We start from the raw sequence: 14,045 nt of genomic DNA on the forward strand, positions 1-14,045 counted from the left end.
TCCTTGTGTAAAATCTAAAAAAGTTTTTTTTAATCTTAAACTAAAACAAAACTTAGCCTTACCATATTAAAAATTAACTCTATTTTTGCAAAAAAAGTATATAATTTGGGAAGAATTTTAGCCATAGATTTTGGAAAAGTTAGAACTGGCATAGCAATTACAGACGAATTAAAAATTATAGCTTCTGGTTTAACAACTGTGCCTACAAAAGAACTCATTCCATTTTTAAAAGAATATATTTCTAAAGAAAATGTAGAACTCTTTTTAATAGGAAAACCAAAACAAATGAATAATACTGATAGTGAAAGTGAAACCTTAATTGTTCCTTTTTTAGAAAAACTATCTAAAGAAATTCCGAATATTCCTACCCAAAGAGTTGATGAACGTTTTACATCTAAAATGGCTTTTCAAACCATGATAGATGGCGGATTAAAAAAGAGTAAACGTAGAAACAAAGCGCTTGTTGACGAAATAAGTGCAACTATTATTTTACAATCTTATCTGTACAATCAATAAAGATTAATTTTAAATTATGAATTCAAAATTTGGGAGTTCGGATTTTGAAATTGTACTTTTGTAACCGATAAACAAACAAAAATGATTTTACCAATTGTAGCTTACGGAGATCCTGTTTTACGCAAACAGTGTGTAGAAATTGATGCAGATTATCCAAACTTGGCAAGCTTAATTGCCAATATGAAAGAAACCATGTACAATGCTTCTGGCGTTGGTTTAGCAGCTCCACAAATTGGTAAAGCTATTCGTTTGTTTGTTATTGACGCATCACCTTTTGCAGAAGATGAAGATTTAGATGAAAGCGATAGAATAACCTTAAAAACATTTAACAGAGTTTTTATAAATGCACAAATTATTAAAGAAGAGGGTGATGAATGGGCTTTTAATGAAGGTTGTTTAAGTATTCCTGATGTTCGTCAAGATGTATATCGTCAACCAAAAATAACAATAGAATATCAAGATGAAGATTTTAATACGCATACCGAAGTTTTAGAAGGTTTAGCTGCAAGAGTTTTTCAACACGAATATGATCATATAGAAGGTATTTTATTTACAGACAAATTATCATCACTTAAAAAAAGATTAATCAAAAAGAAATTAGAAAATATTTCTAAAGGCAAAGTTAGAGCAGATTATAGAATGCGTTTCCCTAATTTAAAAAAGAAAAAATAATTAATTTATTTAGAATATTTTTGTGTCATTTGAACCTTGTGTGGAGAAATCTAATTTTAGTATCAATTAGATTTTTCGTCTTCGCTTAGTTTCGCTTAAAATGACATGAAAATTTAAATAACTTTTATAAAAAATATACAAATGGAATTTAGTAAAATTATATCGGTTTCTGGAAAACCAGGATTGTTTCAAGTAGTATCTCAATCTAAAAATGCAATTATTGTTGAATCTTTAGTCGATAAAAAAAGGATAGCTGTAAACTCTACTCAAAATGTTAGTTTACTAGAAAACATTGCCATCTACACGTATGAAGAAGACATGCCTTTATTAGAGGTATTTAAAGCAATGTCTGAAAAAACAAATGGTGCAAAAGCAATCTCTCACAAAGAAAGTGGTGAAAAATTAGCTTCATTTTTTGCAGAAGTTTTACCAAATTATGATGATGAAAGAGTGTACACCTCTAATATTAAAAAAGTAATTCAGTGGTTTAATTTATTAATAGAAACTGGTTTTGATTTTTCTAATACGGAATCAATTGCTGAAGAAAATATTGAGGAATAGAGTCAGTAGTCAGTAGTCAGTAGTCAGTAGTCAGTAGTCAGTAGTTAAAACTAAAAAATGAACTCAAGGAAAAAACAATTAGCTGCATTTAATCGTTTATTGGATATTATGGACGATTTGCGCGAAAAATGTCCTTGGGATAAAAAGCAAACCTTAGAGAGTTTACGGCATTTAACGATTGAAGAAACCTACGAATTAGCAGACGCTATTTTAGATAACGACTTGCCTGAAATTAAAAAAGAACTGGGTGATGTGTTGTTACACATTGTTTTTTATGCAAAAATTGGAAGTGAAAAAAACGCTTTTGACATTGCTGATGTTGCCAATAGTATTTGTGATAAATTAATTGATAGACATCCTCATATTTATGGTGATGTTAAGGTTGATAATGAAAACGATGTAAAACGCAATTGGGAACAACTAAAACTAAAAGAAGGCAAAACATCGGTTTTAGAAGGTGTTCCTAAAAGCTTGCCTGCTGTAGTTAAAGCTAGTAGAATTCAAGAAAAAGTTGCAGGTGTTGGTTTTGATTGGGAAAAACCCGAACAAGTTTGGGAAAAAGTACAAGAAGAGCTTACCGAATTAAATGATGAAATTAAAGCTAAACATCAAGAAAACATTGAAAAAGAATTTGGAGACGTGTTGTTTTCTATGATAAATTATGCGCGTTTTATTGGCGTAAATCCTGAAAATGCTTTAGAAAAAACGAACAAAAAGTTTATCAATCGTTTTCAATTTTTAGAAAAAGCCGCTAAAAAAGAAGGCAAACAATTGTCTGATATGTCACTAGATGAAATGGATGTTTATTGGAATGAGAGCAAAAAGTACTTTTCATAATAAAACGTTAAAGGTTTATATCTAAGTTTTAAATTTTATAAATTCTACTATCTTTAGACAAGAAATTATAAATCAACCTAATATGAAAAGGCAATGGCTAGTATCTTTACTTATAATTGCGATTTCTTTAACTGCCTCCTCTTGTATTTCAACAACACAAAAAGAAGATAGTTCTAAAAAACACTACAATCCAGAAGACTATAAAAATGTAAAAAATGCTATTTTAGATTATGTTGACGCTTTATATTTGGTAGATTCTACAAAAATTATCAAAAGTGTAGATACCACACTTAGAAAAGTAGGTTATTGGTACAATCCTGATAAAAAACAATACGTAAACAACCTAGAAATGACACACCAACAATTGGTTCGTTTAGCCGCGCGTTGGAATTCAGATTATGACCAAGTTGATGAAACCTCACCAAAAGAAATTGAAATTTTTGATGTAAATTCTAAAACTGCATCCGCAAAATTAACAGCTGAATGGGGTATAGATTTATTTCATTTGGCAAAAGTTGATCATCAATGGAAAATTGTAAATGTGATTTGGCAAAGTCAACCAAAGAGCGAATAAGGGCAGCAACAATTCATTAAATTATTATGAAAAAAAATATCGCATTTCTTGTTTTTGTATTTATCATTACTAGCTCCTTTTCACAAAAGAAAGCAAAAGATATGGTAGATTTATCACTAATAAAACCTAATAAAATTGACTTGTTTGATTATCGTATTTTTGAACTTAAAAAAGAAAATGCACGAACATATGAAAGAATAATAGTTAAAGAAAAAGCCAAATCTAAAATGCCAATTTTCGATCCAAAAGGAAACTTTTCTCTTAAAGTTGTAAAAGTGGATACTACAAAAACTCATAGCTTACGCATCCAAATAATAGAATAACTATTTCGTTTCTAAACCGTACTCACCAGACAAAGAACGGATTGCTCTTGCATCTGGATAAAGTTTAGAAATCAGCAACACATAATCCATCAATAAACTATTTTGAGAATATTTAAAAAAGCGTTCTTGAGCTCTTTTAGAACGTTGGTAATTGGCTAAAAAACGGTTTTTCCAATCGGTTTCGTAATTTTTTAATAGCTCTAAATTATCATTTATCAAAGCCAAATCAATGGCTTTACTAGCCATTATTGCTGCTTCAAAAATAAATTTATATCCTTCGCCTACAATTGGATTTACTTGAGAAACAGAATCTCCCACACAAATTAAATTATTTACAATAAATTGATCTAAAACTGGTGTTATAGGAATACTACCTCCTTCTACTTTATCATTGTCTTTTAAAACTAGTTTTTTAATATTTGGTAAGTCTAAAATTTTATGTAACCTGTTTTTTAAATCTTTTACAATTTTGTTATCAAAAGTACCAAAACCAATAATAGCTCTTTGGTTTTTTAAAGGAAAAATCCAGCCATAACCTCCTTGATAAACTTTACCAATTAAAAGGTGCATTTCACTTGATTTTCCTAGATACTTTACATTGTATTCAACACCTGTAGCTAGCGCTGTCTTTTTTGAAATAAGCCCTACTTTTTTGCTTAACACCCCGTTTGTACCAGACGCATCAATAAATATTTTACCAATATATTTTACTTTATTTTGATCTATAACAGCAGTAAAATTTCCGAAACTATCTGTTTCAATAGTTTTTATATTTATGCCAGTTTTTACAGTAACGTAATTCGTGTCGATAGCTTGTAAAAGCTCTGCGTGTACCTGTTTTTTATCAAGAATATATAAATTGGTTTTTATTTTTCTTTTTACTCTTTTAGATACCAAAGCAACAGAATTTATATGCTGAGCTACAACGCTTTTTGTTAAACCAAACTTATCTAAATCTATAAAACTCCCAAGAGTGTTAAAAGAAAACTCTAGCAAACTTTTTTTTCTATCTAAGAGTAATACATTATGTTTTAACCTGCCTAATTCTCTAGCCAACATCATTCCTGCTGTTCCTCCACCAACAACTACAACATCAAATTTTTTCATTTTATTGCAATGATTTTTTATTATTTGTGGTACATCAACACTACAAACAACTTACAATTTTATCAATTAATTCGGCTGGTCTGTAGGGTTTAAATATCACTTCATCAAATCCTATTTTAATATACTGGTTTCTGTACTCTACAGTTGCGTTTCCTGTTAAAGCTAAAAAAGGAGTTGTAGTATTTTTAACAAAATTAGATTTCTTTTCAATTAATTCTTCTCCCGTTAATTCTGGCATGTGAATGTCTAAAATAACAATATCAAAATGATCATTATTCAATGCATTTAATGCACTTAACCCATCTTTTACAAAAGTTAAAATGGCATTTTCTTTTTCTAAAAAGTAGCCCGTAATTTTTTGATTTAACAAATCGTCATCTGCCAATAAAATACGCTTACCTTTTAGCGTTTTTATTGGTAAAACAGTTTTTTCTGGTGTTTTATTTATTTTGGTTTGTATTACTTTTTGAAATGGAATATCTACCGAAAATTTGGTGCCTTTATGCAAGGTACTATGCACAGAAATAGAGCCATTCATGGCACTTACCAATCTCTTTACAATAGATAGTCCTAAACCTGCACCACCATGAATTCGATTGTCATTTAACTCTGTTTGGCCATATTCTTCAAATATTTTTACGGTTTGTTCATCTGTCATTCCTCTACCTGTATCGCTAATATTTATTCTAATTTCGGTAGTAGTTTCGTTTTCTGATAGCATTTCTGAGTGCACAGTTACCTTGCCTTTTTGGGTAAATTTTAATGCATTACTCATTAAGTTAGTAATAACTTGGGTAAGCCTTACTTCGTCTCCTAAAAGTAGTTTGGGTATTTTATTGGATGTAGAAAGCTCTAAATCAACCAAATTATTTTTATTTTGAATTTTATAATTCAAAAATGTTCCTTTTAAAATTTCATTGATATTTATTTCTTCGGCTACTAACTCTAACTTACCTGCTTCTATTCTTGATAAATCTAAAATATCATCAACAATAACCTTTAAATTTTTTCCTGCTAGTGTTAAATAATTCACGTATTCTCTCACCTTATCATTTAAATCTTCTTTAGAAACCAAATCTGTATATCCTAAAATGGTATTTAAAGGGTTTCGAACTTCGTGACTCATCATTGCTAAAAATCTCGATTTTTCTTTGTTTGCCTTATCAGAGGCTTTTCTTAAAACATCTAATTGCTTATTTTTTTCTGCAATTTCTTTTTTTAGAAAAAATAAATCATTTCTATTTTGATTGAGTTTTGTTATGGTTTTATAAATGTGGGTTCTATTGTGAATTAAAATTGTAATTGCTTCTTGATTGCGATACAACTCCATATCTACATTATACTCTTCGTTGTTAGAGGAGATAATCATCCCCTCAATCAAATAGTTTTCTTTATAAGGTAATGCCTCTAGAGTACCAAAAAGATATGGACAACTATTAAAGATGCTGGTATTTACTACAAACTCTTTTACTGCAAATTTACCTGCAACGATTTTGTTTATGATTCCTTCTGTATTGACAAGGAGTTCTATAAAAACATTCTCTATTTTTGGAGATATCACAAGTTTTAATTTAAGGATTGTTTTGCTAAAATAATAAAAGCATCTTCTACATTTTCGTTTTCTTTAGCACTTGTAATAAGATCGATAGGTATAGAAATTTTTTCTTTTAAATCTTGTAATTCTGTGTGTGATAATAAATCTTTTTTATTACCAACAATGGTAATATCTTTTAAACCAGATAAATCTTTGACAATTTTTAACTGTTGCTCTAGGTTTACGTAGGTATCTTCTCTAGTTACATCAAAAACATACATTGCTGCACTGGCTCCTAGAAAATAGGCTTTGGGTACTTTTTCGTCTGCATTTGTACCTGCTACATCCCAAATTAATAATTTAATTTTTTCGGAATTGAGGTCTATTATTTTGGTACTAACTCTAACTCCTATTGTACTAATGTAATCTTCTGAAAACTCATTTAACACAAACCTTCTAATAAGCGAAGTTTTTCCAACACCAAAATTACCTACTAGTAAAACTTTTTTCGCTATCATAAAATATAATTAACGCAACTATTCTTTTTTTACAAAGGTATTAAAGATTAACGTATTTAATCGTTCTTCATCTTCCAAAAAACTTCTATCTTTTAATACTTTTTCTGCAATATTATTGGTGTAGTCATACAATTGTTCTTTAAAATTGATGTTGATAATTCCAGATGTTGCTGTTGCTATGTAAATGGTTTTAAAATTTAAAATGGATAGCTGAAAGTTTTCAAACTTAATATCTTCTAAATTTTGATTTTCTTTAGAAAACGCATCTTCTGCAAAAGATTTAATGGCTGTTAACATACCAGATACCATATCTTTATCTGCAATATTACCTCTAGAAAAACTACCTTTTAGCAATCCTGAATCTTTTTCAATTACAAAAATTTCTTCAATAACTGGTTCAAAAACTTCTTGTAGCACATCATCTGCATCTGTTCTTTTACCTTTAAAAAGACGTTTAATAATCTGAGAAATAGAAAATTTCTCATTTATGGTTTGGTTAATAGATTCTGTAAGTTTTGTTATTTCTGCAACAATAAATTTTTTAATCAATCTACCTATAATGGGATAAAGCGCTTCTACAACCTCATCTTGAGCGTCTCTAATTTGAACTTTAATGGTTTTTGTTATAGTATCACCAAAATATTCTGGAAAATTAGTTTTTAAATCTTCAATTTTCTCGTCAATTAAAGGCGAAACTTCATCCTTAAACTTTTCATACTTAAGAATTTCTTGTTTTAAAAGGCTCAGATTTTTTCTATCGTCTTTTAACAAAAGTTCTTTAAGCAACTCAAATCGATTGTCTATATTATGATCTACAGTCGAGTTTTCCATTTATTCCTGCAACATCAGGGCTATTTTTTCTAAAGCTTTACCAAGTTTTCTTCTGTCTGCTTTTTCATCGTCTAAATCTGCCAAACGCTTGTCTAAATCATCATTTAAATCTTGAAATTTATGATCTACCAAACTTTCTAAATCAGCTAATTTATTTTCTAAATTGGTTACGGCTTCAGATAAATTTTTATTTGTGCTATTTTTTAGCGCCTCTATTTTGTTATAAACATCTGCAAATTCAGAGTCGTATTGTTGGATGTTTTCTCCAAAAATTAAGTCTCTTACTGCAGCAATTCTGCTATCTACTGGCTGATTAGCAGTTGTTTCTTTGTTTGTTTCTGGATTATTTGCCATGAGTGTTGTTAATCGGGGTTATATTTTGTTAGAATTATTCTTTTCAATATTATAAAGTGCGCTAAACTGTAGCATTACAGACAAATATACACTAAAAAACAAATTATTAAAATCTACAAGGTAAGTTTAAGACCATCATATGCTAAAAAAACATTTTCTGGAAGTTTTTTTGATGTTTCTGCATGAAAACCCAATTTATGACTGATATGCGTAAAATAAGCTTTTTTAGGTTTAATTTCATCTACAAAATTTAAAGCATCTTGTAAATTAAAATGGGTAGGATGTTCTTTAATTCGTAAAGCATCTACCACCAAAACATCTAAGTTTTTTAACTTCTTTTTTTCTGAATCTTCAATATATTTAATATCAGTTATATAGGCAAAATCTTCAAAACGATAAGCAGTAATAGGCAATTTACCATGAAAAACTTCAATAGGAATTACCTCTAAACCTGAAACTTCAAAAGAGTCTTTATAAATAATGTGAGGTTGTAATGTAGGTGATCCTGGATACTTATATGCCGGATCAAAAATATATTCAAATCTTTTTTCTAAACTTTTTAAAGTTATTGCATTCAAAAAAATAGGCATTTCTCCTATTTTATAGCAAAATGCTCTTAAATCGTCTAATCCACCAATATGATCTGCATGATGATGTGTAAAAAACACTCCATTTAAAGATTGCACATTTTCTTTAAGCATTTGTTGCCTAAAATCTAAACCACAATCTACAGTATACGCAACATCATCCCAAGAAATTAAAATCGAAGAACGCAAACGTTTATCTTTAGAGTCTGTTGATAAACAAACAGGATCGTTACTTGCAATCATTGGAATTCCCTGTGATGTGCCTGTACCTAAAAAAGTAACCTTTAACAGTTTTTTATCTTTTTTCATACCAACAAAAATAACATAAAAATTGACTGATAGCTTAGTTATTTAGTACATTTGTTTAACACCTAAAAAATCTAATATGGCCATTTCTTTAAAAGGAGATCAAGAAATTAGTAGTGTACCTACTACAAAAAACAAAGCACTTAGAATAAACTTAAATAAAGATATCTACGGTACTTTTGCCGAAATTGGAGCAGGACAAGAAACTGCTCGTAATTTTTTTAGATCTGGAGCTGCTTCTGGAACTATTGCAAAAGCTATGAGTGCCTATGATAAAGACTTCTCTGATGCAATTTATGGTATTGAAGATGACAGACGATATGTTACACAGCCTCGTTTAAAGAAAATGTTAGGGCACGAAATTGATTTGATGGAAGATCGATTAAGCCGACACAAACACCCTGATAAACTATTTTTTAGTTACGCAAATACGGTAACAACTATTGATTTTGCCAGAAAGTTTAAAGGCCATGGTTGGGTGGGGATTCGTTTTCAATTAGATCCTTTAGAAGATTATAATGAAATTGTTTTACACCTTCGTTTTAAAGAAACTGATGCTCGCTTGCAACAAGAAACCCTAGGCATATTGGGTGTAAATTTAATTTATGGGGCATTTTATCTTAATGACAATCCTAAAGAATTGGTAAAATCTTTTTACCATAACTTAGGCAATCATCAATTAGAAATTGATATGATTAATTTCTCAGGACCTCGTTTTATGTATGTTGATAATCGTTTGATGAGCTTACAACTACTAAAAAATGGAATGACCAATGCTGTAATGTTTGGGCCTGATGGAAATAATTTATTGCCTGCTCAAGTACTTTATAAAAAAAACATTTTAGCCTTAAGAGGCAGTTTTAGACCGGTTACTAAGGTAAACATGGATATGTTTGAACAATCTAAAAAAATGTTTTTACAAGAAAATAAAGTAGATGAAAGTAAAACACAAATTATTTTTGAAATTACGTTAAGCAACTTATCTGCTGAAGGTAAAATTAATGAAAGAGACTTCTTAGACAGGGCAGAATTATTATGTTCTTTAGGACAAAATGTAATGATTACCAGCTTTCAGCAATATTTTAAGTTGGTAGAATACTTTAGTGAATTTACCAGAGAAAGAATGGCGCTAGCAATGGGAGTGTATAATTTAATTCAAATTTTTGATGAAAAATATTATCGCGATTTAAGTGGTGGTATTTTAGAAGCTTTCGGAAAACTATTTTATAGAGATTTAAAAGTTTACATGTATCCTTATCACGACCAAGAATCTGGTGAATATATTGACAGTAAAAACCTAAAAGTACATCCGAGAATGAAAGAATTGTATAAATTCTTTAAAAACAATGGTAAATTATTAGACATTACTGACTTTGATAAAGGAATTTTAGATATATTTTCTAGAACAGTACTTAAAATGATTCGTCTTGGCGAAGAAGGTTGGGAAGAAATGTTGCCAGAAGGTATTGCAGAAACAATAAAACAAAAACGCTTGTTTGGCTACTCTAGATCTAGAGGAAACTAGATATTTTCCTACAATAATTTACCCAAATAATTAATGAGTTGTTTAAACCTTTTTAATTTTTTACTGTCTAACAAACAAATTTGTTTTTTTTGACAGACGAAATTACATTAGTAACACAACTTCAAGATCCGAAAACCAGAGAAAAAGCTTTTAGCGTATTGATTACTCAGTACAAAGAGCGTTTGTATTGGCATATTCGTAAAATTGTAATTGTACATGATGATGCTGATGATGTTTTACAAAATACGTTTACAAAAATTTTTAAGAATATAGAAAAGTTTAACCAACAAAGTAAATTATACTCTTGGATGTATAGAATAGCTACAAACGAGTCCATTTCTTTCATCAATAAAAGAGCAAAAGAACGTAATTTAGACATTTCTGATTACCACCAACAACTAGCAAGTACCTTAGAAAGTGATGTGTTTTTTTCTGGTGATGAAATTCAAATTATCTTACAAAAAGCAATTGCTACATTACCAGAAAAACAACAGTTGGTTTTTAATATGAAATATTTTGACGAACTAAAATACAATGAAATCTCTGAAATTTTACAAACATCGGTTGGCGCTTTAAAAGCTTCTTATTTTCATGCTGTTAAAAAAATTGAAAATTATATAAAAACACAAACACATTAAACCTTTTTGTTTTTTAAGGGTCTAATTAACAATGGAAAACGAAATAAAACATAGCGAAGATTTTATAAAAAAAAATGTAGGTAAAACCTCTTTTTTTGATGTCCCTTCTGATTATTTTAACACTGTAGATTTTGAAATTTCAGCTAAAATAACCGAAGAAAAATGGAATAAAACAACTGCTTTTAAAGTACCTGATGATTACTTTAAGAACTTAGAAGATAAGCTTATCACAAATATTAACTTAAACAAAAAAGCAACTAAAGTTATTTCTTTTAAAGAACGTTTACTTAAAATAATACCTTATGCAGCAGCAGCCTCTATTGCATTATTTATCAGCTTAAATACTTTTGTTTTTAACGCAAATAAAGAGTTAAGTTTTGAAACCATTTCAGACTCTGAAATAGAGTATTGGCTAAACGAAAATACGGTAAGCACAAGTGAAATTATAACAATTTTAGAAGATGAAATTTTAGATGAAACTGAATTTTCTTTTGCTAATATTAACGATGAAAGTATTGAAGATTACATTAATTCGATAGATAATACTACACTATTAAATGAATTAAATTAAAATTATAGATTATGAAAAAAATAATTTTTAGCTGTATTATCCTATTTTTTACACTTTCTGTACAATCGCAAAGAGGTAAAGAAAGCTGGGAGAAAATTAAAGCTTTAAAAATTGCGTATTTAACAGAGCAGTTAAACTTAACTAGTGCCGAAGCTGAAAAATTTTGGCCTGTTTATAATGCTTACAACGATGAACAAAATTCCATTAGAGGCAACTATAAATCTACGCTTAGAAAAACCATAAAAAAAGGAGCCATAGACAGTATCTCAGAAAACGCTGCAAAAAGCTTAATAAATTTAAAGCTACAAACCGATAAGGAATTATATTCATCGCAGAAAAAATTTATTGCAAAAGTTGCTAATACAATTCCCTACAAAAAAATTATAAAATTACAAATCGCAGAAATGGAGTTTGGAAGAAAATTAATGAGGAAATACAAACGCAAGGGGCCAAATCCTAAAGATTAAATAAAAAAAAGGAAGCTGTAACGCTTCCTTTTTTCATTTTATAAGACTCATGCACGAGTACAACTCTGGTTTGTTGGCGGTAAATTGTTTTAACCAAATTACCAACTCATCAATTTCATAAGGTAACAATCTATTCATTGCTTTTTCTAACTCTTTACAAAACAACTCAGAATTGAAACTCACTTTTTGTAACACGGTTTTCGTGTATTCAAACATTGCTCTAGCCATTTTACTTAAAGATTTGTGTTAAACAAAACGTATGATTATAATTTTTATTGTGTCTAAATTACAAAAAAAACCAACATTACATAATAATGTTGGTTATAAATTTTTGTTTATAATTTGTTAAAATTATAAACTATTTACTTTTTCTACTAAAGCTTTTGCCTCTGTTTCTAATTCGTTTTGTATTGCGTTATAATGTGCTTTTTTATTTTCGATGTTTTTTGCATTTACTTTTGCAATTAAACTGTCGAAAGTTTCAATAGCTTCATCTACAATAGCTTCGCCTTTCTTAGGTTCGTTTTTTAAGATTGAAACATCTAAAGTATACTCAATAACATCACCTAAAACGTAATTGATATCCTTTTTTAAATTCTTTATACTTGCCATAAATCGTATCTTTTATAAGTTGCAAATTTAGTTTTTTTTATTTAGACCAACCGTAAAAGCTCTTTTATATTTGTTAACGTGTAGTAGTCTTTTTTAGAAAAATCCTCTATAGCAACCTCTTCATGTGCCCAGGTTGTATGAAAAGGTACATGAATAGCAGTTGCCCCTACTTTAATTAAAGGCAAAACATCTGATTTTAAAGAATTACCAATCATTAAAAGTTCTGAAGGCTCAATGTCTAAATGTTGAATTAGTTTTTGATAATCTTTTACTTTTTTATCGCTCATCACTTCAATATGATGAAAATATTTTGACAAATTCGATTTTTCTAACTTTCTTTCTTGGTCTAACAAATCGCCTTTTGTAGCAACAATCAACTTAAATTTATTTTGTAAAACTTGTAAAACATCTTCTACTCCATCTATTAATTCTATTGGTTTTTCTAGCATTTCTTTACCAATGTTTAAAATAGCCTCTATGTTTTTTTGACCAATCTGATAATTAGACAACTCTAGCGCACATTCTACCATAGAAAGTACAAAACCTTTTACACCATAACCATACAAACGAAGGTTTTCTATTTCTTTTTTAAACAGTTCTTGATCAATTTTATTTTCTGTTTCATATTTTGCTAATAGTTTGGCAAATTGATGTTCTGCCTCTCTAAAATAAGTTTCATTAACCCAAAGTGTATCGTCAGCATCAAAAGCAATCACTTTTATATTATTCAGCATTTTTTAAATAATTTATGGCTTTTTCTAAATCTTTAGGGGTATCAATACCAACAGCTTCAACAGTAGTTTCTACCATTTTTATTTTTTTTCCAATTTCTTGATAACGAATTGCTTCAATTTTTTCAGCTGCCTCTAAAGGTGTTATTGGGGTTTTGTAAAAATCTAACAAAGCTTGTTTTCTAAAGGCATAAACACCTTTATGTTTATAATACTTTACCTTAATAGTTGTTTCTCTATGATAAGGAATTACACTTCTAGAAAAGTAAATGGCTAAGTTATTTACATCTGTAATTACTTTTACATTATTAGGATTTTGAATATCTTCTATAGCTGTTATTTCTACCTTTAAAGACGCTAAATCAACTTCTTGCTTAGTATCGTTTTTAAAAACATCTATTAATTTTGATAACGAAATAGCATCTATAAAAGGTTCATCTCCTTGAACATTTATTACAATATCTACAGGTAAATTTTCTACAGCTTCTGCAATTCTATCTGAGCCACATTCGTGTTCCTTTACACTCATAATGGCTTTACCTCCCGCATTTTTTATAGTTTTAAAAATAATATCAGAATCTGTAACCACATAAACATCATCAAATAAATTGGTTTGTAAAGCAGCTTCGTAGGTTCTTAAAATTACTGGTTTACCTGCTAAATCTTTCATTAATTTTCCAGGAAAACGAGTTGCACTATAACGTGCAGGAATCATTGCAATGATTTTCATAAGATGATTTTGTTTAATGTATTTTACACTTTTATTGATCGTACAAAGTTA

20 protein-coding genes are annotated in these 14,045 nt (G+C 29.1%); 10 read left to right on the top strand and 10 right to left on the bottom strand.

Annotation, left to right across the window (positions count from 1 at the left end; translation table 11 throughout):
- Positions 1 to 105 precede the first annotated feature (105 nt).
- The 6 genes from ruvX to ACW9UN_RS07020 all read left to right on the top strand — a co-directional run bounded on the left by ruvX (position 106) and on the right by ACW9UN_RS07020 (position 3,483).
- Complete coding sequence (gene ruvX, locus ACW9UN_RS06995) at positions 106 to 516, top strand: Holliday junction resolvase RuvX (protein WP_459485204.1); 411 nt, start codon at positions 106 to 108, stop codon at positions 514 to 516.
- 81 nt (positions 517 to 597) lie between these two features.
- The gene (gene def / locus ACW9UN_RS07000; protein WP_459485205.1) at positions 598 to 1,188 is read left to right on the top strand and encodes a peptide deformylase; all 591 of its coding nucleotides are present in this window, start codon (positions 598 to 600) and stop codon (positions 1,186 to 1,188) included.
- Positions 1,189 to 1,329: 141 nt separating this feature from the next.
- On the top strand, positions 1,330 to 1,749 hold the full coding sequence (locus ACW9UN_RS07005) for a DUF5606 family protein (RefSeq protein WP_459485207.1): 420 nt from the start codon (positions 1,330 to 1,332) through the stop codon (positions 1,747 to 1,749).
- Positions 1,750 to 1,806: 57 nt separating this feature from the next.
- Entirely contained in the window at positions 1,807 to 2,586 is a 780-nt protein-coding gene (gene mazG / locus ACW9UN_RS07010) for a nucleoside triphosphate pyrophosphohydrolase (RefSeq protein WP_459485209.1), read from the top strand.
- A gap of 82 nt (positions 2,587 to 2,668) precedes the next feature.
- Positions 2,669 to 3,160 (top strand): nuclear transport factor 2 family protein, encoded by a 492-nt coding sequence (locus ACW9UN_RS07015; protein ID WP_459485211.1) that lies wholly within the window; start codon positions 2,669 to 2,671, stop codon positions 3,158 to 3,160.
- Between the two features lie 26 nt (positions 3,161 to 3,186).
- Positions 3,187 to 3,483 carry a hypothetical protein gene (locus tag ACW9UN_RS07020; protein WP_459485213.1) on the top strand — a complete coding sequence of 99 codons (297 nt, stop codon included), beginning with the start codon at positions 3,187 to 3,189 and terminating at the stop codon, positions 3,481 to 3,483.
- Here ACW9UN_RS07020 and ACW9UN_RS07025 read toward each other — a convergent pair whose 3' ends face one another.
- From ACW9UN_RS07025 to ACW9UN_RS07050, 6 genes are all read right to left on the bottom strand, one after another.
- Entirely contained in the window at positions 3,484 to 4,590 is a 1,107-nt protein-coding gene (locus tag ACW9UN_RS07025; RefSeq protein WP_459485214.1) for an NAD(P)/FAD-dependent oxidoreductase, read from the bottom strand.
- A 40-nt stretch (positions 4,591 to 4,630) separates the two neighbouring features.
- Positions 4,631 to 6,151: an ATP-binding response regulator gene (locus ACW9UN_RS07030; protein WP_459485216.1), complete on the bottom strand. Its 1,521-nt coding sequence runs from the start codon at positions 6,149 to 6,151 to the stop codon at positions 4,631 to 4,633.
- A 5-nt stretch (positions 6,152 to 6,156) separates the two neighbouring features.
- The gene (locus tag ACW9UN_RS07035) at positions 6,157 to 6,642 is read right to left on the bottom strand and encodes a Rab family GTPase (RefSeq protein WP_459485218.1); all 486 of its coding nucleotides are present in this window, start codon (positions 6,640 to 6,642) and stop codon (positions 6,157 to 6,159) included.
- Between the two features lie 18 nt (positions 6,643 to 6,660).
- A complete protein-coding gene (locus ACW9UN_RS07040; protein ID WP_459485220.1) occupies positions 6,661 to 7,473 on the bottom strand; it encodes a cell envelope biogenesis protein OmpA in 813 nt (270 codons plus the stop codon).
- Positions 7,474 to 7,827: a hypothetical protein gene (locus ACW9UN_RS07045; protein WP_459485223.1), complete on the bottom strand. Its 354-nt coding sequence runs from the start codon at positions 7,825 to 7,827 to the stop codon at positions 7,474 to 7,476. It abuts the gene before it with no gap.
- Positions 7,828 to 7,940: 113 nt separating this feature from the next.
- A complete protein-coding gene (locus tag ACW9UN_RS07050) occupies positions 7,941 to 8,723 on the bottom strand; it encodes an MBL fold metallo-hydrolase (RefSeq protein ID WP_459485226.1) in 783 nt (260 codons plus the stop codon).
- A 76-nt stretch (positions 8,724 to 8,799) separates the two neighbouring features.
- On the opposite strand from ACW9UN_RS07050, the gene ACW9UN_RS07055 reads away from it, so the two are divergent.
- The 4 genes from ACW9UN_RS07055 (at position 8,800) to ACW9UN_RS07070 (ending at position 11,921) form a co-directional block, all read left to right on the top strand.
- Positions 8,800 to 10,245 carry a TonB-dependent receptor gene (locus tag ACW9UN_RS07055; RefSeq protein WP_459485229.1) on the top strand — a complete coding sequence of 482 codons (1,446 nt, stop codon included), beginning with the start codon at positions 8,800 to 8,802 and terminating at the stop codon, positions 10,243 to 10,245.
- A gap of 89 nt (positions 10,246 to 10,334) precedes the next feature.
- Positions 10,335 to 10,883, top strand: a complete 549-nt coding sequence (locus ACW9UN_RS07060) for an RNA polymerase sigma factor (protein WP_459485231.1) — start codon at positions 10,335 to 10,337, stop codon at positions 10,881 to 10,883.
- A 31-nt stretch (positions 10,884 to 10,914) separates the two neighbouring features.
- The gene (locus ACW9UN_RS07065) at positions 10,915 to 11,454 is read left to right on the top strand and encodes a hypothetical protein (protein ID WP_459485233.1); all 540 of its coding nucleotides are present in this window, start codon (positions 10,915 to 10,917) and stop codon (positions 11,452 to 11,454) included.
- Positions 11,455 to 11,465: 11 nt separating this feature from the next.
- On the top strand, positions 11,466 to 11,921 hold the full coding sequence (locus ACW9UN_RS07070) for a sensor of ECF-type sigma factor (protein WP_459485234.1): 456 nt from the start codon (positions 11,466 to 11,468) through the stop codon (positions 11,919 to 11,921).
- Between the two features lie 33 nt (positions 11,922 to 11,954).
- Here ACW9UN_RS07070 and ACW9UN_RS07075 read toward each other — a convergent pair whose 3' ends face one another.
- From ACW9UN_RS07075 to kdsB, 4 genes are all read right to left on the bottom strand, one after another.
- Positions 11,955 to 12,149: a hypothetical protein gene (locus ACW9UN_RS07075; protein WP_459485237.1), complete on the bottom strand. Its 195-nt coding sequence runs from the start codon at positions 12,147 to 12,149 to the stop codon at positions 11,955 to 11,957.
- Between the two features lie 123 nt (positions 12,150 to 12,272).
- Positions 12,273 to 12,533, bottom strand: a complete 261-nt coding sequence (locus tag ACW9UN_RS07080; protein WP_459485239.1) for a hypothetical protein — start codon at positions 12,531 to 12,533, stop codon at positions 12,273 to 12,275.
- 41 nt (positions 12,534 to 12,574) lie between these two features.
- Positions 12,575 to 13,267 (bottom strand): HAD family hydrolase, encoded by a 693-nt coding sequence (locus ACW9UN_RS07085; protein WP_459485240.1) that lies wholly within the window; start codon positions 13,265 to 13,267, stop codon positions 12,575 to 12,577.
- Positions 13,257 to 13,994, bottom strand: coding sequence for a 3-deoxy-manno-octulosonate cytidylyltransferase (gene kdsB / locus ACW9UN_RS07090; RefSeq protein WP_459485242.1), 738 nt, complete (start codon positions 13,992 to 13,994; stop codon positions 13,257 to 13,259). Before kdsB ends, ACW9UN_RS07085 begins: the two co-directional genes overlap by 11 nt.
- Positions 13,995 to 14,045: the final 51 nt, after the last annotated feature.

This window comes from Polaribacter litoreus, assembly GCF_054584775.1.